The 19,365-nt window shown below is 50.7% G+C and carries 20 protein-coding genes; 8 read left to right on the top strand and 12 right to left on the bottom strand.

What is annotated here, in order from left to right:
* The first annotated feature begins 7 nt into the window (after positions 1-7).
* Both secA and mutT read left to right on the top strand, forming a co-directional pair.
* Entirely contained in the window at positions 8-2,704 is a 2,697-nt protein-coding gene (gene secA / locus CCY32_RS07460) for a preprotein translocase subunit SecA (RefSeq protein WP_088329970.1), read from the top strand.
* A 68-nt stretch (positions 2,705-2,772) separates the two neighbouring features.
* Positions 2,773-3,183 carry an 8-oxo-dGTP diphosphatase MutT gene (mutT, locus tag CCY32_RS07455; protein WP_088329969.1) on the top strand — a complete coding sequence of 137 codons (411 nt, stop codon included), beginning with the start codon at positions 2,773-2,775 and terminating at the stop codon, positions 3,181-3,183.
* A 60-nt stretch (positions 3,184-3,243) separates the two neighbouring features.
* On the opposite strand, the gene thiI is transcribed toward mutT, so the two are convergent.
* The 3 genes from thiI to pomA form a co-directional block, all read right to left on the bottom strand.
* Entirely contained in the window at positions 3,244-4,704 is a 1,461-nt protein-coding gene (gene thiI / locus CCY32_RS07450) for a tRNA uracil 4-sulfurtransferase ThiI (RefSeq protein WP_088329968.1), read from the bottom strand.
* 309 nt (positions 4,705-5,013) lie between these two features.
* Positions 5,014-5,946, bottom strand: coding sequence for a flagellar motor protein MotB (locus CCY32_RS07445; RefSeq protein WP_088329967.1), 933 nt, complete (start codon positions 5,944-5,946; stop codon positions 5,014-5,016).
* A gap of 5 nt (positions 5,947-5,951) precedes the next feature.
* A complete protein-coding gene (gene pomA / locus CCY32_RS07440; RefSeq protein ID WP_088329966.1) occupies positions 5,952-6,716 on the bottom strand; it encodes a flagellar motor protein PomA in 765 nt (254 codons plus the stop codon).
* Between the two features lie 296 nt (positions 6,717-7,012).
* On the opposite strand from pomA, the gene xseB reads away from it, so the two are divergent.
* The 3 genes from xseB to dxs are packed head-to-tail and all read left to right on the top strand — an operon-like array spanning position 7,013 to position 10,033.
* Entirely contained in the window at positions 7,013-7,261 is a 249-nt protein-coding gene (gene xseB, locus CCY32_RS07435; RefSeq protein ID WP_088329965.1) for an exodeoxyribonuclease VII small subunit, read from the top strand.
* Positions 7,258-8,154 (top strand): (2E,6E)-farnesyl diphosphate synthase, encoded by an 897-nt coding sequence (gene ispA, locus CCY32_RS07430; RefSeq protein ID WP_168171447.1) that lies wholly within the window; start codon positions 7,258-7,260, stop codon positions 8,152-8,154. The genes xseB and ispA overlap by 4 nt, the downstream gene beginning before the upstream one ends.
* 10 nt (positions 8,155-8,164) lie before the next feature.
* Complete coding sequence (gene dxs / locus CCY32_RS07425) at positions 8,165-10,033, top strand: 1-deoxy-D-xylulose-5-phosphate synthase (protein WP_088329964.1); 1,869 nt, start codon at positions 8,165-8,167, stop codon at positions 10,031-10,033.
* Between the two features lie 95 nt (positions 10,034-10,128).
* Here the strand turns inward: dxs and yacG are convergent, their stop codons facing one another.
* The 9 genes from yacG to CCY32_RS07380 form a co-directional block, all read right to left on the bottom strand.
* Positions 10,129-10,362 (bottom strand): DNA gyrase inhibitor YacG, encoded by a 234-nt coding sequence (yacG, locus tag CCY32_RS07420; protein WP_088329963.1) that lies wholly within the window; start codon positions 10,360-10,362, stop codon positions 10,129-10,131.
* 27 nt (positions 10,363-10,389) lie between these two features.
* A complete protein-coding gene (gene zapD / locus CCY32_RS07415; RefSeq protein ID WP_088329962.1) occupies positions 10,390-11,142 on the bottom strand; it encodes a cell division protein ZapD in 753 nt (250 codons plus the stop codon).
* 72 nt (positions 11,143-11,214) lie between these two features.
* A complete protein-coding gene (gene coaE, locus CCY32_RS07410; RefSeq protein ID WP_088329961.1) occupies positions 11,215-11,829 on the bottom strand; it encodes a dephospho-CoA kinase in 615 nt (204 codons plus the stop codon).
* Complete coding sequence (locus CCY32_RS07405; protein ID WP_088329960.1) at positions 11,826-12,698, bottom strand: A24 family peptidase; 873 nt, start codon at positions 12,696-12,698, stop codon at positions 11,826-11,828. Before CCY32_RS07405 ends, coaE begins: the two co-directional genes overlap by 4 nt.
* A 15-nt stretch (positions 12,699-12,713) precedes the next feature.
* Entirely contained in the window at positions 12,714-13,313 is a 600-nt protein-coding gene (locus CCY32_RS07400; protein WP_088329959.1) for a hypothetical protein, read from the bottom strand.
* A gap of 33 nt (positions 13,314-13,346) precedes the next feature.
* The gene (locus CCY32_RS07395; protein ID WP_088329958.1) at positions 13,347-14,564 is read right to left on the bottom strand and encodes a type II secretion system F family protein; all 1,218 of its coding nucleotides are present in this window, start codon (positions 14,562-14,564) and stop codon (positions 13,347-13,349) included.
* An 86-nt stretch (positions 14,565-14,650) separates the two neighbouring features.
* Complete coding sequence (locus tag CCY32_RS07390) at positions 14,651-15,064, bottom strand: prepilin-type N-terminal cleavage/methylation domain-containing protein (protein ID WP_088329957.1); 414 nt, start codon at positions 15,062-15,064, stop codon at positions 14,651-14,653.
* 194 nt (positions 15,065-15,258) lie between these two features.
* A complete protein-coding gene (nadC, locus tag CCY32_RS07385) occupies positions 15,259-16,116 on the bottom strand; it encodes a carboxylating nicotinate-nucleotide diphosphorylase (RefSeq protein ID WP_088329956.1) in 858 nt (285 codons plus the stop codon).
* A gap of 98 nt (positions 16,117-16,214) precedes the next feature.
* Positions 16,215-16,706 (bottom strand): TIGR02281 family clan AA aspartic protease, encoded by a 492-nt coding sequence (locus tag CCY32_RS07380; RefSeq protein WP_088329955.1) that lies wholly within the window; start codon positions 16,704-16,706, stop codon positions 16,215-16,217.
* 107 nt (positions 16,707-16,813) lie between these two features.
* Between CCY32_RS07380 and ampD the strand changes: the two genes are divergently transcribed.
* The 3 genes from ampD to pdhR all read left to right on the top strand — a co-directional run bounded on the left by ampD (position 16,814) and on the right by pdhR (position 19,325).
* Positions 16,814-17,362 carry a 1,6-anhydro-N-acetylmuramyl-L-alanine amidase AmpD gene (ampD, locus tag CCY32_RS07375; protein ID WP_088329954.1) on the top strand — a complete coding sequence of 183 codons (549 nt, stop codon included), beginning with the start codon at positions 16,814-16,816 and terminating at the stop codon, positions 17,360-17,362.
* A 97-nt stretch (positions 17,363-17,459) separates the two neighbouring features.
* Positions 17,460-18,284: a beta-lactamase regulator AmpE gene (gene ampE, locus CCY32_RS07370; protein WP_088329953.1), complete on the top strand. Its 825-nt coding sequence runs from the start codon at positions 17,460-17,462 to the stop codon at positions 18,282-18,284.
* A gap of 273 nt (positions 18,285-18,557) precedes the next feature.
* On the top strand, positions 18,558-19,325 hold the full coding sequence (gene pdhR / locus CCY32_RS07365) for a pyruvate dehydrogenase complex transcriptional repressor PdhR (protein WP_088330143.1): 768 nt from the start codon (positions 18,558-18,560) through the stop codon (positions 19,323-19,325).
* Positions 19,326-19,365: the final 40 nt, after the last annotated feature.

The raw sequence follows: 19,365 nt of genomic DNA, 5'->3' as shown, positions 1-19,365 counted from the left end.
TACATCCATGATTTCGAGCATTTTTACAAAGATATTTGGTAGCCGTAACGAAAGAACAATCAAGAAACTACGGAAAGTGGTCGACGTGATCAATCAAATGGAGGCCGATTATGAAGCCTTCAGTGATGAACAGCTAAAACAGAAAACGACCGAATTTAAAGAGCGTCTGAGTCAGGGGCAAAGCAGTGAAGACATCCTTCCTGAAGCATTTGCGGTGGTGCGTGAGGCCAGTAAACGGGTCTTTAAAATGCGCCATTTCGATGTGCAGTTAATTGGCGGTATGGTGCTTCACGAAGGCAAGATTGCTGAGATGCGTACGGGTGAAGGTAAAACCCTGACAGCCACCCTGTCTGCTTACCTCAATGGTGTTACCGGCAAGGGTGTGCATGTTATTACCGTGAATGACTACCTGGCGCGTCGTGATGCTGACTGGAACAGACCCTTGTTTGAATTCCTCGGGCTGACGGTGGGTTGTAATGTGCCTGGCATGTCCCATGAGCAGAAAAAAGCGGCTTATGCAGCAGACATTACTTACGGCACAAACAATGAGTTCGGCTTCGATTACCTGCGTGACAACATGGCTTTCAGCCCCAATGACAGGGTGCAGCGTCCCTTGCATTACGCGGTTGTGGATGAGGTGGATTCAATCCTCATCGATGAGGCGAGAACGCCTCTGATTATATCCGGTCAGGCCGATGACAGTTCAGAGCTGTATCAACGGGTCAATGCCATTATTCCTGAGTTACAGCTGCAGGAAAAGGAAGATGAAGAAGGCAAGGAAGGCGATGGTGACTTTACTATCGACGAGAAAGCCAAACAGATTCATCTTACCGAGCGGGGACAAGTGCGGGTTGAAGAGATCATGCATAAGAATGGCTTGCTTCCCGAGGGCGAGTCTTTGTATGCCGCTGCCAATATCTCCCTGATGCATCACGTGAATGCGGCCCTTCGCGCCCATAAACTGTTCCAGAGAGACGTCGACTACATCGTCAAAGATGGTGAAATTATCATTGTTGACGAACATACCGGCCGTACCATGGAAGGACGTCGCTGGTCTGAAGGATTACATCAGGCCGTGGAGGCCAAAGAAGGGGTGAATATTCAGCACGAAAATCAGACCTTGGCGTCCATCACTTTCCAGAACTATTTCCGTCTGTACGACAAGCTGGCTGGTATGACCGGCACCGCGGACACAGAAGCTTTTGAATTTCAGTCTATTTATGGGCTGGAAACGGTGGTTATTCCTACTAACAAGCCGATGATCCGTGATGACCGTGCCGATTTGATTTATCTGACCGCCGAAGAGAAGTACGAAGCCATCATCGAAGACATTAAGGACTGTGTGGAAAAGGGCCGTCCTGTGTTGGTGGGCACCATCTCCATTGAGAATTCTGAGTTGCTGTCAAGGGTGCTGAAAAAGGGCAAAATTCCCCATAAGGTACTGAACGCGAAATTCCACGAGCAGGAAGCGGATATTATTGCACAGGCCGGTCGCCCCGGCGCGGTTACCATTGCCACCAATATGGCAGGCCGCGGTACCGATATTGTTTTGGGGGGTAACTGGCAGGCAGAGCTGGAGAAGATCAAGGACCCCAAGCCTTCCACTGTCGAGCGTATCCAAAACGAGTGGCAGGAAGAGCATGACAAAGTTATTGCTGCAGGTGGATTGCATATTATCGGTACTGAGCGTCATGAATCCCGTCGTATTGACAACCAGTTGCGTGGTCGCTCTGGCCGTCAGGGAGACCCCGGCTCGTCGCGCTTCTATTTGTCGCTGGAAGATTCTCTGATGAGGATCTTTGCCTCGGATCGTATGGCCAATATGATGAAAAGACTGGGCATGGAGCGCGGTGAAGCCATTGAACACCCCTGGGTCACTAAAGCCATCGAAAATGCACAACGTAAAGTGGAAGCCCGTAACTTCGATATTCGTAAGCAATTGCTGGAGTTTGACGATGTTGCCAATGACCAGCGTAAGGTCATCTATGAACAACGTAATGAGCTGCTGAACGAGTCTGATATCAGTCAGACCATAGAAGCCATCCGCGATGACGTGGTGGATACGGTGATCAGTCAGTATATTCCACCGCAGTCTTTGTCTGAGTTGTGGGATGTACCGGATTTGGAAGACCGTTTAAAGTCCGATTTCCAGGTGGATCTGCCGATTCAGCAATGGCTGGATGAAGATGAAAAGCTCTACGAGGAAGTGTTGCGTGAGCGCATCCAGGATGCCATCGCCAAAGCCTACAAGGCCAAAGAGGAGATGGTCGGCGCACCGGTATTGCGCCAGTTTGAAAAGGCCATCATGCTACAGAGTCTGGACAGTCACTGGAAAGAGCATCTGGCAGCAATGGACCATCTGCGTCAGGGCATTCATCTGCGCGGTTATGCACAAAAGAACCCCAAGCAAGAGTACAAGCGCGAGTCCTTCGAATTATTCACGGAGATGCTGGAAAACCTTAAGATTGAAGTGATTAGCGTATTGAGTAAAGTTCAGGTCAGAGCCGAATCTGATGTGGAAGCGGTGGAAGAGCAGCGACGCAAGAGTCACGAAAATCAAACGGAGCGTCACCCGGGTGATGGTCAAGGCGCTGCCGGTACACCCCAGACTCAGTTCCGTGAAGGGCAGAAAGTCGGTCGTAATGAGCCGTGCCCCTGTGGGTCCGGTAAGAAGTATAAGCAATGTCACGGTAAGCTCTCCTGATATAGGGTTTATCGGACAACACGTTATTTAAAGGCCGGTTTTCCGGCCTTTGCTTTTTGGGTATTTGCATGACAGTCAAACACATAAGCGTTGCAGTGGGAGTGATCCTGAAGGCGCAGTCTACGTTCATTACGCTGCGCAAGGCGGACCAGCATCAGGGTGGTAAATGGGAGTTTCCCGGAGGCAAGTGTGAACCCGGGGAGCCAGCACAACAAGCCCTGAGGAGAGAGCTCCAGGAAGAAACCGGGATACGCGTGACCGATGCAGAGCCCTTTATGACCATACGCCATGACTACGGTGACAAGGTTGTCGAACTGGAGGTGTTTCTGGTGCGGGATTACCAAGGAGAGCCTCATGGGCGGGAAGGACAAACAGGCCGGTGGGTGCCATTAAGCGTACTGACCGATTACGAGTTTCCTCAGGCCAACGTCGCAATTATTGAAAAACTGCAGCGTGATGAGCTTAATGACTCGCCATGACAAAGGCTGCCACCTATTGTCAGATCGCGGCTTTGTCTGTCCTCCCCGTTGCAATTGTGGCTACTGCTTAGGGCGATACACTTTCACACTGCTAAAGCCCTGCTCATGTAGCAACAAGGCCTGCATTCTGCTCATCACTCCACGATCACAGTACAGATAATACTGGCGCTGCTGATCAAGATCGCCAAAGCGGGTGGAGAGACGATAAAAAGGTAGATGTATCACCTCTTTGCCCGAGGCCTCAAGGGGTGCCCGTTCTTCCTCCTCCGGGCTGCGGATATCGATAATCACCGCCTCTACCGGTAAAGACTCACAAGTCTCTACTTCGCGGACTTCCTCTTGTGCGTCTTTGGCAATCCGTCGCATATCCAATACATTTGAGGCTCTGACCACTGCTTCAATCAGACCGGGTTCTATCAGAGCCTGTTGTGCTTCTACCAGGGCTAAATCGGCTTTAACCGTGGGCTTGTTGGAAATAACACCACAATATTCCGGAATACTCTTACTCAGATCTTCGGTGCCGATTTCTCTGGCGAGACTGATAATCTCTGATTTGTCCATGCAGATTAACGGACGTAATACCAGCTTGTCGGTGGCTCTGTCGATCACCGCAAGATTGGACAGGGTCTGACTGGATACCTGCCCCATGGCTTCACCAGTGACCAGCGTAGATACCGCCAGGTTATCGGCCACAATCGTGGCCGCCTGCAACATCAGACGCTTGAGCACCACACCCATCAGACCGTTGTCTACTTTTTCAAGAATCTGTGCCACCACAGGTTCAAAATTGACACTGACAAACTTCACTTTATGGGAGGCACCGTAGCGTTGCCACAAATAGCAGGCAACCTGCTTCACAGCAATTTCGTGCTCCGTTCCGCCAAGGTTAAAGAAACAATAATGTGTGCGTGCACCACGACGGATCATCTGGTAGCTGGATACGCCAGAATCAAAGCCACCGGAAATCAGTGAAACAACGTCCTCCTGGGTGGGCAATGGCATACCACCGAGACATTTGAATCTGTCGTTGATCAGTAGCAACTGATCCTTGTCCACTTCCAGTTCAATCAGCACTTCAGGGTGCTTCAAATCGACCCCGGCGGTCTGACAGTGTTGATTGAGACCACCCCCCACGTAGCGGGCGACATCGATGGAGCTGAATTCATGCTTGCCTCTGCGCCGCACCTTAACGGCAAAGCGCTTGCCCACGAGCTTGTCGCCCCATACCGCTTTGACCTGTTCATAAATGTCATGTAAGTCCGTGTAGGTGCTTTGCTTGACTTGCAGGCACTGTTCGATACCTGGGATGCGTTTTAACTGATCAAGCAGGCGACGGATATCTTCCGGGGCCTCGGTTTTAGGCTCAAGCACCAACTTGTCCCAGCGATTCCACAGTGCAATTTTAAAGTCATAGGCTTTAAAGATGTTGCGAATATTCGATTCCAGAATACGGGTAAAGCGGCGTCTTACTGAGTCACTCTTAATCGTGATTTCAGGATGCAATTTGAGAATATACTTCATAATGGGTACCTAAACGCGGAGCAAACACGCCTTGCGATGGAACATCTGAGTTCCTCAAGTAGTGCGTCTGGTGCAGGTCTGGCAGGTCTGAACAACACGCTGGATTGTGGATAGAGAAGCCCATCTGGCATTCAATATCCGCAGTCCGACTGCGTCTGCATGACCCTTTGCTACAATGGCTGCAAAGAGTGCCACAACGCAGTGGAGTCATTAGGGTGTCGTCGCCAGGACCAGGTCCGGCAAAAAAGTGCGCGGATTATAGCAAACCTTGCCCTGATCCCCAATTCGGGTAAGCAAATAGCCGGGTACTCAGGGCTCGACAATTGAGATGGGACCGGCCTCCATGGCTTCTCCCTGATTGATAGTGATTTCCACCCGGCGGTTCTGGCCCCGCCCCTCAGCGGTGTTATTGTCAGCCAGAGGGCGGGTATCTGCCATGCCAACAACAGACATGCGGGATTCATCAAACCCTTCAGCACCGCGCATGGCCTCTGCCACTGCCACCGCTCTTTGCGCCGAGAGATCCCAGTTGGAGCGATACAACTCATTGGATATTTGCTGGTTGTCGCTGTGCCCTGAGACTTCGATGGTACCGGGAATATCCACCAGAAGTCTTCCGACTTTGCGCAGCACCGGAATGAACTGAGGCTGTAAGAATGCCGAACCCGCCGAGAAGGCGCCATTTTCTTTGATGCGGATAGTAATCTGCTGACCCAGCGATTCCATTTCGATGGCACCGTCCATAATCTGTTGTTCCAGCTCCTGAGCAATCTTTTTCATCTGCTCGCTGGTTTGTTCACTGGCAGCCTGAGCACTGGCGGCGCTCGGGGATGCCTGGGCGGTTTGCTGGGATTTCCCGCCACGCTGTGTACCTCGTTGCTTTTGCCGTCCTCCGGCGGAGTCTTCTTCCCCGGCCTCAAATTCCAGCATTTGCTGTGTCATTTCGATGGTTTGCTGCTGAATGTTTTCTATGGGTGTGGGGTCGGGCTTACCGGGACGAAACTCCATGGCAATGACACTGGTGCCCTTAGGAATGTCTTTCACTTCAATTTTGTTTTGCACGCCGAAGGCAAATTTCATGGAGCCGGCAATTTGTTTAAATTTCAGCACATCCATTTCGGAAAAGGCCAGCAATAACACGAAAAAGCACATCAACAGTGACATCAGATCGGCAAATGTCGCCATCCAGGCGGGCAGGCCGGGAGGGGGACACTTTGGACATTCGTCTTGATGATCAGCCATCGGTGTTATTCATCCGGTTCGCCCGCATTGCGTTTATTCGCTGCCAGGTAGTTCTTAAGCAGTCCTTCTATGACGCGGGGGTTCTGTCCGTCTGCAATCCCCAGAATGCCATCGAGCACCACGCTCTGATTGAGCTTTTCCTGCTCGGCCCGGTTAATGAGTTTGTTGGCAATTGGCAGGGCGATGACGTTGGCAAAGAAGGCGCCATAGAGTGTGGTCAACAAGGCAACGGCCATCGCCGGACCGATGGCTTTAGGATCGTCCATGTTGGAAAGCATTGCCACCAGACCGATCAGTGTACCGATCATACCCATAGCGGGCGCTACATCACCGAGTGTCTTAAAGATTGAGGCGCCAAACTCATGCCGCTCTGAGGTCATGGAAATGTCTTTTGCCAGGGTGCCTCTGACCACATCAACGTCGTGGCCGTCGACCAGCATATCCACGCCTTTTTGCATAAACCCATTGTTAATTTCCGCCTCTTCGAGGGCCAGAAAGCCGCCTTTGCGGGCCGCATCGGCCATTTCCACGATTTTTTCAATCAGCTCTTCCGGAGACTCAATTTTGAACATAAAGGCTTTGGCCGCTATTTTCCCGGCGGTAAAAAACTGCCCTAGCGTGTATGACGTCATGACCACGAAAATGGAACCGCCAAATACGATCAGAATGGACGGCACATTGACGAACATCATAATGTCGCCACCGAGCACCATGGCCATAATAATAAAGCCAAAGGCGCCTAACATGCCGATCAGGGTTGCTAAATCCACACTGTTCTCCCCTAAAAACCCTGGTTACTGAGTCATCCAGCACCTGTAAGACTCGTGCTACAGGTAACATATTGCCCTATTTCATAGCCCGGCAACAAGTCTGGTGGTCACTTACCGGTTTCTTGTGAATTAGATAAGTGATTGAGATATTTCACCAATTTATCGACACACGGACATAATTCTAAAGGGCTATCAAAAGTGTTTGACCCATTATAGCCCCTCCGGTAAGGTGCCAAGCACTGTCAGGTCTCGCCTGTTCGGTTTCCTTCACACATAAACGACACTAACTTCTAGCTATGACAAGCCGCAAAAAAAATGAAAATTTAAGCTTCGAAGACGCGCTCAAAGAACTTGAGCACATTGTAGAACAAATGGAGCAGGGAGAGTTGCCACTGGAGCAGGCTTTGCAGAAATTTGAACGAGGTGTTGAGTTAACCCGTGTCAGTCAGGCACGGCTGCAGCAGGCTGAGCAAAAAGTACAGAAACTGGTTGCTCAGCAGGGGCAGTCGACGTTGGTGCCCTTTGAAGAAGAGCCACCTCAGTGACCCAGGAAGCCTGGCTGGAGCAGTTTGGCCTATATCAACAGCGGGTGAATGGGGCGCTTGAGCAGTACATTGCCAGATTGCCAGATGTGGCACCCAAGCTCAAAGAAGCGATGGGATATGCCGTGCTCAACGGCGGAAAACGCGTACGCCCGGCACTGCTCTATGCATGTGGAGACATGCTGGGTATTCCGTCTGAACGGCTCGATGGGCCGGCAGTAGCACTGGAGTGCATTCACAGCTATTCGCTGATCCACGATGATCTGCCTTCAATGGATAATGATGAGTTACGTCGAGGTAAGCCAACCTGTCACGTGGTCTTCGGTGAAGCAATGGCGATTCTGGCGGGTGATGCGCTGCAGGCCATGGCCTTTGAGGTGCTGAGTAATATGACCTTTGCCAATGGGCAAAGGGATTGTCGCGCCGAGATGATGGCGATTCTGGCAAGATCATCCGGGTACCTCGGTATGTGCGGTGGCCAGGCGCTGGATTTGGCCGCCACAGATAAAGCCATCACCCTGACGGAACTTGAAGTGCTGCATAACAGCAAAACAGGCGCATTGTTGCAGGCTGCGTTGCTGATGCCAGCGACCATGGCCGGCATCAAAACGGCGGAGCTGGAACAGCTATCTGCCTATGCGGCGGCCATTGGTCTGGCGTTTCAGGTACAGGACGATATTCTCGACATTACCGCTGATACGCAGACACTCGGCAAACCGCAGGGCTCAGACGTGTTGTTGAATAAAAGTACCTATCCGTCGCTGCTGGGACTCGACGGTGCCCGGACGCTCACTGAAAAGCTTTATCAAGAAGCGCTTCAAGCCTTGAACGCTTTGCCCTACAATACCTCTTCACTGGCGTCCTTTGCGGACTACATCATTCATCGGAACCACTAGAAACGATCTCATGACTCTGGATTTAGCCCACTACCCGACGTTGTCGCTGGCAGATGACCCTGCTCAGCTGCGTAAGTTGCCGCAGGAAAAATTACGTCAGTTTGCCAATGAGTTGCGCCAGTATTTGCTTGCCAGTGTCAGTCAAAGCAGTGGTCATTTTGCGTCAGGACTCGGTACCGTTGAGCTCACCGTCGCGCTGCATTATGTCTATAACACGCCTTTTGACCGGCTGATTTGGGATGTCGGGCATCAGGCGTATCCCCATAAAATTCTCACCGGCCGTCGTGAAAGGATGCCGAGTATTCGCCAGAAAGACGGGTTGCACCCTTTCCCATGGCCCCCGGAGAGTGAATACGACACCTTTGCGGTTGGACACTCCTCGACTTCAATCAGTGCCGCATTGGGCATGGCTGTAGCGGCAGAAAAAGAGGGACGCGACAGGAAAGTCGTTGCGGTCATTGGAGACGGTGCGCTGACTGCCGGTATGGCCTTTGAAGCCATGAATCATGCAGGAGATATCGATAAAGATCTGCTGCTGGTGCTAAATGATAATGAAATGTCGATTTCAGAGAATGTGGGCGCACTGAACAGTCATCTTGCGCGCTTACTGACCGGGCGTTTCTTTAATTCTATCCGCGATGGCGGAAAAAAGCTTTTGAGCAATGTACCACCCATAAAGGAATTCGCCAGCAGGGCGGAGGAACATATCAAGGGTATGGTGGTGCCTGGTACCATATTTGAGGAGCTGGGCATCAATTACATTGGCCCTATCGATGGCCATGATGTTAATGGTCTGGTAGATACCCTGCGAAATATGCGCAAGCTGTCGGGTCCCAATTTACTGCATATTGTTACCAAAAAAGGTAAGGGCTACGAACGGGCGGAGCAGGATCCTATTAATTATCATGCGGTGCCAAAGTTTGATCCGGCACAAAGCTCGTTGCCCAAATCTAAAGCCTCTGGTCCAACCTTTTCTCAGGTTTTTGGCAACTGGTTGTGTGATATGGCTGAGCAGGATGACAAACTCATGGCCATCACGCCTGCCATGCGTGAAGGCTCTGGTATGGTGGCCTTTTCTCAACGTTTTCCAGAGCAATATTTTGATGTGGCCATTGCCGAACAGCACGCCCTGACGTTCGCCGCCGGACTGGCTAAAGACGGTCTTAAACCCGTTGTAGCCATCTATTCCACATTTTTGCAGCGTGCCTATGACCAGCTTATTCATGACATTGCCCTGCAGAATCTACCGGTATTACTGGCAATTGATCGTGCGGGTATTGTGGGCGCAGATGGTCCGACCCATCAGGGGGCATTTGATATTCCCTTCATGCGCTGTATTCCCAACATGATTATCATGACGCCTAGTGATGAAAATCAATGCAGGCAAATGCTGTACACCGGGTATCAGCTGAATCAGCCGGTCGCGGTGCGTTACCCGCGAGGTCAGGGATGCGGTACACCGGTGCAGGACACCATGACGTCTCTGCCTTTAGGTAAAGGCGAGGTGTTGCGTAAGGGCCGCAGTATCGCCATTCTCAATTTTGGTACGCTGCTGCCTGGTGCCCTTGAGGCGGCAGAAGAGATAGATGCCACTGTAGCGGATATGAAATTTGTCAAACCGCTGGATGAGGCGCTACTGAATCAGTTGGCCGAACAACATCAGGTTATTGTCACTATTGAAGATGGTGCAGTGATGGGCGGCGCTGGCAGTGCAGTAAGTGAGTATTTGCATTCACAAAAGCTTGGTTGTCAGATGCTGAAACTAGGTTTACCGGATCAGTTTATTATGCAGGGGACGCAGCAACAAATGTACGCAGAGCTAAAAATTGATGGCCCGGGCATCCTTGAGCAGATCCGTACGTTTGTAGAAAAAGCCTGAATGATTAGGGAGCTTAAAGCTTGTCAGCCGGAAAACTGAGCCAGCACTCCAAGCAGGTTTAAGCTCAGCACGGGCCGTTAAGGGCAGTGGTACCTTCAGGAAGGTTTAAAGAAGTCCTGCTCCTGCTTACTCAGCATGGCTTCAATTTCCTCAATATCCATCTCAGTGCCCATGGCACCTTGCTGTGAATCTTTCACCGGAATGGCTTTTTCTTCGTTCGCCCATTCTCCCAAATCGATTAACTGGCACTTTTTACTACAAAATGGACGATAGGGACTGACTTCACCCCATTCCACGTCTTTATTACAGGTTGGACAATTGACTTTCATTGGTTTGGTTCGTAGTTGGTCGAGTAATCAGCAGCAGGCAAGCTTAAAGCTGACCAGTGACTCCATGGCCACTTGCCCCGCTTCTTCGGGATTGAAAAACATGAATCGTATGGCATAGCGGTACTTATTCCCACTCAGCGTGGGGAAGTAGCCTTGATCGGTCTGGCAGTATACGCGGATCATTTCGTTTTTGTCGTCTGCAACCCCTTGGTAAAAGCCTTTTTCTGCCTCTACCTGTTCGAAACGCCCACGCTCTCTTAAGAATGACAAGGTTAATTCGATGGCCCGCTTCATCAGCGAAAACTCACTCAGCCAGCCCTGTAACATCTTTTGTTTGTAGGTTTGTGGTTGCCGTAACCAGTAATGCAGGTTGGGCAAATCAAAGCTGCAGGCGCCCCCGGGAATAAAGAAACGCTGGCGGATTGACATCAGAAACTTCTCTTCCTTGAGCGCCGAGCCAAATTTCTTCGCGCTTTTAAGCGCGTCTCTTAGCTCAGTCACCGTGACTTTGGCCTGCTCCAGTGCGGCCAGATCAATATTGGGGTGCTGTGCCCAGTGGTCGAGGTTTTTCTCGTGCAGGTCAATGTCTTTGAGTAGATCATTGCGTATGTCCACCCGTTCGGCAAGATCCTGTAAGGTGAACAGCGACTCGATAAATTTGACATATTGCCAGTCTTCCTGAGCACCATCTGCTTGCCCCAGTTGTTTGAATAGCTGCTCAAGACGCAGATAGGTGCGAACCTTCTCGTTGAGCGGAAATTCAAAAACAGCCTGGTTCATTCGATTACCTCATTGCCGGTGACGGGTGCCGCATGTCTACTTCTGGAACTACAACGTAAAAGCGTTCTTAATTCAAGCTTTTACATTGATTTTAGCCAGTTTCAGATACTTTTCGTGCAATTTGTCTACTTGTGGAGCCAATTCACTGAGTTCACCATTGTTGTTAATAACATCATCGGCAAGGGCTAAACGTGCTTCCCGGGTGGCCTGATGGGCGATAATACGGCGAACCTGTTGCTCACTAACCTGATCCCGTTGCACTACCCGAGCAAGCTGTAGGTGAGGATCAACATCAATGACAAGAACCCGGTCCATCAGACTATGCAGTCCATTTTCAATCAATAATGGCACAGCCAGAACGGCATACGCAGAGCTAGCCGCTTGCGCCTGACGCATTAGTTCTTTGCGAATGAGAGGATGGAGCAGGTTGTCCAGCCAGTCTTTGTCCTCGGGGCAGGAGAATACCCTATCTCTTAGCCGGCGACGGTCCAGTTGACCCGCCTGATTGATGATTTCTGAGCCGAACTTGTCCCGAATAGACGCCAGTGCAGGCATACCTGGTGCGACAAGCTCTCTGGCGAGAATGTCGGCATCAATGACGCTGACGCCTTTGGCAGTGAATAAGTCTGATACCTGAGTTTTGCCGCTGCCAATGCCCCCTGTCAGGCCCACGAACAACTGGCTCATGTCAGCATCCAGGACCAGTATAAGTCACTCAACTGAGAGCCATACATAAAGGTTATCCAGCCAGCAACGGCGAGGTAAGGACCAAAGGGGATAGCCTGGCCTTTGTCCTTGCCCTGCACAGAGAGCATAATGAGGCCAAGCACAGCGCCGACAAAGGAAGACAGCAGAATAATCATAGGCAGGTATTGCCAGCCTACCCATGCACCCAGAGCGGCAAGTAGCTTGAAGTCGCCATAGCCCATGCCTTCTTTACCCGTGAGTAATTTAAAGCCCCAATACACAGACCACAAACTGAGATAACCGGCCGCGGCACCGATAATGGCGTCTTGTGGCGAGACAAAGGTATGCTGGATACTGAGCAACAGTCCGAGCCAGAGTAAGGGCAGTGTCAATTGATCGGGAAGTAACATTTTGTCCAGATCAATAAACGTCATGGCCACCAGTAGCCACGTGAGGACCAGTCCGGCTATCAGAGGCAGACCATAGCCAAAATGCCAGGCCACCCAGCCACTGAGAATACCCGTCAGCAGTTCAACCATAGGGTAACGCGCCGAGATGGCGATATTGCATTGACTGCATTTACCTTTGAGTACCAGCCAACTTAGTAGAGGAATGTTCTCCCAGGCGCGAATTTTATGACCACAACCCGGACAGGCTGAATCCGGCTTCACCAGATTATAGGTTTCCGCTTTACTCACCTGTTCATCATGAAAGTAGCTTTGATATTCCTGTTTCCAGCTCCGCTCCATCATTATCGGCAGGCGGTGTATCACCACATTGAGAAAGCTTCCCACCATAAGCCCTAAAGTCACGCACAGGCCAATGAGAAGGATTGGTGAGTCTTGCAGTAAAGTGCTTAAATCGTTCATCGTTATGCCCTGTTACTACTCATATCCCCACGGAGGGAGCGGGGGCGTGACAGGTTTGGTCAGATCAAAGTCAACCCGAAACTCGCGACCTTCGCGGATAAGTCGGTAGGTAAAACGTTCGGGGTATATGTATATTTTCCAGACATTGGTATTGGATTGTGGCAGCCCCTCTTTAACGAAGAGTTCCCGTGAATACTGGTCCGCAGGAAAGGATTGGACATTATCCCAACCGGCATCTGTGGTATGGCCACCATACATGGTGAGAGAGTCGTAGGAGCCATCCTCATCGCGATGATCATGTTTAAGGCTGATACCAGAGCCGGTTTTGGTGAGGATCCATGTCCGGGAATGATCATCGGCCACATGAAAGGGAATGTGCAATTGATGTGGCTGGCATTGACGTATATGCATCACCAGAGGACCTTCAAATCCAGGTTGGGGGGGCGAATCTACAGCAACTTTGCCCGCATAGGCGTTGCCACAGTGAGCTTGTATTTTTTCAAAAAACGCATCATGGGTGGCAATAGATACCAGCGGTGCTGGCCGCACTATTTGGGCCTGTACTGTCAGGCTGCCAAAGACAAGTAAAAGCAATACAAAAAGATTTTCCCGCATCGTGAATTCTCAAGCCGGTTTAAGTGCCCCGGATTAAACCACATGCCCCATCTGAAAGATAGGCAGGTACATGGCCACAATCAGACCACCAATGACGACACCCAGCACCGCCATGATCATGGGTTCGAGCAGGCTGGTGAGTCCATCTACCATATCATCCACCTCACGCTCATAAATGGTGGCAATTTTGCTGAGCATATCATCCACTGCACCGGATTCTTCTCCGATGGCGATCATTTGCGTGACCATATCCGGAAACACGGCGGTAGCACGCATGGCCACATTCATCGGCATCCCTCCGGAGACTTCCTTGCGAACGTAAAGGATAGCATCGCGGAATACCGCATTGCCGGCAGCCCCGGCAGCCGACTCCAGAGCTCCTATTAGAGGAACACCGGCGGCAAAGGTGGTAGACAAGGTTCTGGTAAAACGGGCGATGGAGGCTTTTTTGAGTATTTCACCAATAACTGGAACTTTGAGGATCTTTCTGTCAATTTTATCTCGCAGAGCCCGGGATTTCTTGTAGGCTCGAGCAAAGAGAATAGCGCCTACAAACATGGCTGCCGCTATGTAAAGACCGTTATCCTGCACGAACCTCGATATGCCAAGTACCAATTGGGTGAAAGCAGGTAACTCAGCTCCAAAACTACTGAAAATCTCTTCAAACTGGGGCACCACAAACACCAGCAGTATAGTGGTAACGATAAAGGCCACTACAACAACGGCAATGGGGTAGAACATGGCCTTTTTTATCTTGGATTTTAGCGCTTCGGCTTTTTCTTTATAGGTGGCAATACGATCATAGATGGTTTCCAGCGCACCGGACTGTTCACCGGTCTCAACCAGATCGCAGTACAGATCCTCAAATTGGTCCGGATGCTTGCGCAATGCTGAAGAAAGCGGGTTTCCGGCTTTTACTTCATTGCCGATATCGGTCAGCATCTTACGTACACTGGCCTTAGAATGGCCCTCGGCTATCATATCAATGGTCTGAATCAGGGTGACGCCAGCGCCGAGCATGGTGGCGATCTGGCGAGAAATAAGACAAATATCTTGAGCATTAACCTTGGAGGCACCTTTACCAAACAAGGGTTTGGCAAATTTTTTGACCTTAGTGGCGGAGACTCCCTGGCGTCTGAGCAAATTACGCGCTTCGGTTATCGACTTGGCGCTGATTTCGCCTTTTACCTGCTGCCCCTTTCGGTTTTTACCCTGCCAGACAAAGATATCCAGTGATTTTGCTTTAGCCATATTCCAGCCTTAAAAAATAAAGCCCGCTAACTGCGGGCTTGCACTTTACGATTTGCTATAGAAGCTCGAGGAAGGTTCAGCTCGGCTTAGCAGAGTCCCGCGGCGATACATGTACCACCTTCAGTCCATTGAATCGGCGCAGTAACGCCATCAGGAGTCAAGGTGTAGGTAACACTATCCACTTCAGCTGTACCTGTTGCGGTAATGACACCATCTACCATTGTCACAGAGTTGACCACACCAGAGGCACCTACAGCAGCAGGAATACCATTAGTACCGGCATCTGCATCAGCCAACGCAGCTAAACGTCCGCCCTGAGCTGATACTTCGAATGCGGTTTTGAAGGCGCTGGTTGCCAGCATTACTTCTGAAAATTTCGCTTTCTTGGTGTATGTTTGGTACGCGGGCAACGCGATGGCAGCCAAAATACCGATAATGGCCACTACAATCATCAATTCAATCAGGGTAAAACCCTTGTTGTTAGTCATCTGAGTTTTCATCGTTTATCTCCAGTGCATCGTTATTGATGCTGTAAAGTTTGCTGATAGGAACCATATTCAAGCCAGATGACAAAATGTACTGACCTGATTTGTTTCTCCAGAATCAGTATAGGCTCCTTTTGCGTTCGGACAAGTATTGGCTTTAATACCTAAGTCTTGATTCTTCGCGTTTGCCAATTTGGTCCCGCCGACCTCTATTGTTGCGTAGCCGTCACACGTAATGACAAATCTATCGCGCGAATGTCTTTGGTCAGGGCACCGGAGGAAATATAATCGACACCGGTTTTTGCCAGCGCAGGCAGGGTCTCTAGTGTGACATTGCCAGAGACTTCCAGCTTGGCTTGGCCATTGTTGCGCTGCACAGCGTGTTGAATATCACTGAGACTGAAATTATCCAACATCAGTATATCGGCTCCCGCAGCAAGACCTTGTTCCAGTTCGTCGAGGTTTTCCACTTCGACTTCTACGGGTGTATCCGGATGTTGCCGCCGGGCCGTGGCAACGGCTTTGGTGATAGAGCCGCAAGCCAGTATATGGTTTTCTTTTATCAAAAAGGCGTCAAACAGGCCGATGCGATGATTAACGCCACCACCACAGCGCACCGCATATTTTTGTGCTGCGCGCATGCCAGGTAAGGTTTTGCGGGTATCCAGTATTTTGGTTGGAGTCCCTTTGAGTACGGCAGCATAAGAAGCTGTGGTTGTTGCGGTTGCGCTGAGCGTCTGCAAAAAGTTGAGTGCTGTTCGCTCCCCGGTGAGCAGGGTACGAGCAGGGCCTGTCAGTTCAAACAGCACAGTATCGGCTCGAACACGGTCGCCATCCTTTACTTGCCACTGTACGGTGACCTGTCCGCCTAACTGCCTAAACACTTCATCGACCCAGGCGGCACCGGCTATGACGGCATCCTGTCGACAAATTACCTTTGCCGTTACACGTTGAGACTCAGGAATTAGATTGGCGGTAATATCCCCTTGTAAAGCGGTTTGATAGCCCAGGTCTTCATCCAGTGCTGCGGCCACAGACCGCTTGATTTCTTGTTCCAGTTGCAGCATCGATTATCCAGAAGTTCACAGAGTTAAGTGAGTGATTGTGCCGATTATACCCCAAAGCCTGCGTCATAAGGTCCTTGTGTTAGCTGGACGGATGCAGATTAATTTTGATAGCGACTGTTGGGGGTCAGATACAACCACTCGCCCGACTGGCGGAAGTCCAGTTGTTTCAGTGCACTCATGCCCAGCAATATGGCATCTGATTGCATGCCTGGATTGAGGTGGGCGTCGATATCATAAAGCGTCAGATCACCTAATTGCAGGCTGTCAATATGCGTCCTGGCCACGTTAATACTGCCATTGGCGGTCATAACTCGCTGTGTGGCGCCGGGTTGCAGATTGAGTCGCTCCGCCAGATGAATGGGAACAGAAACCTGGGTCGCCCCGGTATCCAGTAAGAATACGACCGGTTGTTGGTTGATCAGGCCACTGGCCACATAATGACCCTGGCGATTGCGTTTTAGCTTCACCTCAACGTTAGCACCCTGCTGATAGCTCTGGGGCTCTGAATTCGGGTTAAATTGCTGTGCCAGCTGCTTGTCGAAAAAAAGAGTGAGTAAACCTAAACCGAATAACCAGGCTAACACCCACATCCAGCGACCTAATTTTTGTTGAGTCGGATCTGACAATGAATTTCCGTCTGAAAAAGTATTCTCTGCTGATATAGTATCTAAAATCACACTGACAGTTCACTTTTTGTATGTTCGATGACTCCGGCTGGCATGCTGCCGCTGCGAAAAAGCCTTCGCCCCATTGTGATGCGCGTTCCGATCAGGACATCAGCCTGTTGGTCATTCACAACATCTCGTTGCCCCCGGGACAATTTGGTGGCCCTTACATCGATGAGCTTTTTAACGGCACCCTGGATGAAAGTCAGCATCCTTATTTTGCGGGGTTGAGGGGATTAAGGGTGTCCAGTCACTTTTTAATCCGTCGTGATGGCACTATGATTCAGTACGTACCCACAACGCAAAGGGCGTGGCATGCGGGAAAATCCTGTTTTCAGGGGCGACAGGCCTGCAATGATTTTAGTATTGGTATTGAGCTCGAAGGCACCGACCATCAGGCCTACACAGCAGACCAGTATAAATCTCTGCTGACATTAAGCCGGGATATCATGCACACTTATCCGCGTATCACGCTGGGACGCATTGTCGGTCACTGTGATATTGCTCCGGGCAGGAAAACCGATCCCGGTCCTGCTTTCGATTGGTCTGGTTTCAGAAGCCAGCTGTGTCGGATGCGGTAAATTATCGGGCGAGCATTAACAGGGGATGCACCGGGCGAGGATTACACAGGCGTCGAGCGGTGGGCCATCGACTTCATCAGGTATCTAAGGACATGTTATGACACTGATCAGTTTACTGCTGGTACTGGCGCTCGAAAGAGCGACCAGTAAAACCACCTATTGGCGGTCGGACTTCTATTTTGACCGTTACCTCGCATGGTTACAGCGCCGCGATATTCTTGCAGCGGGCGTGTCGCTACAGACCTTGCTGGCCGTTGTACTGGTGCCGGCCATACTGATCTGGCTGGTGCTGTATCAACTCGATGCCATGTTTATGACTTTTCTCGTCAATACTGCTGTACTGATGGTATGTGTCGGCTGTCCTCGGTTGCGCGAAAGTTATCGAGGCTATCTGCAAGCCGCGTCGCGAGGAGATACGGAAGCCGCGGTATTGTATGCCGAGCAACTGGGTTATCCGTGCGAGTCGCAAAATAGCTTCGGGCAATGCCTGGTGTGGATCAACTATCGTCACTATGCTGCCGTTGCCATCTGGTTTGTTTTGCTGGGTGCCGCTGGGGCCTTGCTTTACGTACTCACGGTATCGATGGGCCATTACCTGCACCAGCAAAAGCATCCGTTGTCGGATAGCTGGCAAAAAGTGGTAACGCTGATTGACTGGATACCGGCGCGCGTTCATACACTTGGACTGCTGGTGGTGGGGCACTTTTCCCGGGCATTGACAGTGTGGCTGGATTATCTTGGCAGCACCGAGGTAACGGCGCGCAAGCTGGTCACTGAAGTGGCTAAGGCCGCAGAATATGTAGAGCCTGAGGGCATCGAATGTACACAAGAGCCCTGTACGATGGTGCGACTAGTGAAACGAAACATGATGGCACTGTTGGTGCTGGTTGCACTGCTGACCCTTAGCGGAGTTATTAATTAGTTCTATGCGCACGCGTCCTTAATAGGCACATCGGTTCTGTGGAGGGCAGCCTGCTAAGGAGGCCGTACCTCCTTGTCGCGGCGCAAATGAATAAATACCCACTATTTCTGCATTTGGTCTGACCAGCTGAATAAAAGCCTGAATTGTCTGGTCTGGCTGCGATATCGAATAAAGCCCCCGCCCGTCTATACTGAATCTTTATTTTACCTTTGAATTATTTTGCACTAAGCTAATAGGTTAATTGGTATTACCATTTTGGCAATGACTCAAATCATGCAACGAATTCGAGCGAAAAAACTGTCTGATGTGATCATGGAACAAATTGAGTCCATGATCCTCGATGGTAATTTGACCGCCGGACAACGACTACCCGCGGAGCGGGAGTTGGCCGAAAAATTTGCGGTTTCGCGTCCATCATTGCGTGAGGCGATTCAAAAGCTCGAAGCCAAGGGACTGGTGTACCGCAAGCAAGGGGGCGGCACCTTTGTGCAGTCGGAACTGGCGTTACTTGAGAACGCGCCCTTACTGGAGCTGATTGCATCGCGTCCGGAGTCGCAGTTTGACTTGCTCGAATTCCGACTCGCGCTTGAAGGTATGGCGGCATACTATGCCGCATTGCGGGGAACCGAGGCGCAAAAAAAGGACATCCAGCACGCATACACGGCAGTGCAAACCTTGCAACAGCAGGAGCCGGACAATTTGGCTGGACAGGCAAAAGCGCTGAGCAGTTTTTACCAGCAAATGATCCAGGCTTCCCACAATATGGTAATGCTGCATATTTTCCGAGGTTTGTTACCTTTATTGGAAGACAACATTCGGCGAAACCTCGACGTCTTATGTGCTGACCCGGATGTCAGTGAACAGATGAACAGGCAGCGGGTAAGAATATTGGATGCAATTGTCGCCAGTGACCCGGAGCAGGCCAGACTGGCCAGCAATGAACACCTGGCGTTTATTGAAGAAACCTTGCTCAATATAAATCGGCAAAACAGCAATTTGCAGCGTTCGCTGCGTCGTATTGAAATGCCAGAAAAACCATGAAACAGAACAGCTGCGGAGCCAAAGACCAAAACGGCGTCCG

The sequence above is a fragment of the Lacimicrobium sp. SS2-24 genome (genome assembly GCF_002201535.1).
Classification (GTDB): domain Bacteria; phylum Pseudomonadota; class Gammaproteobacteria; order Enterobacterales; family Alteromonadaceae; genus Lacimicrobium.
This window is presented reverse-complemented; position numbering and strand designations above follow the sequence as displayed.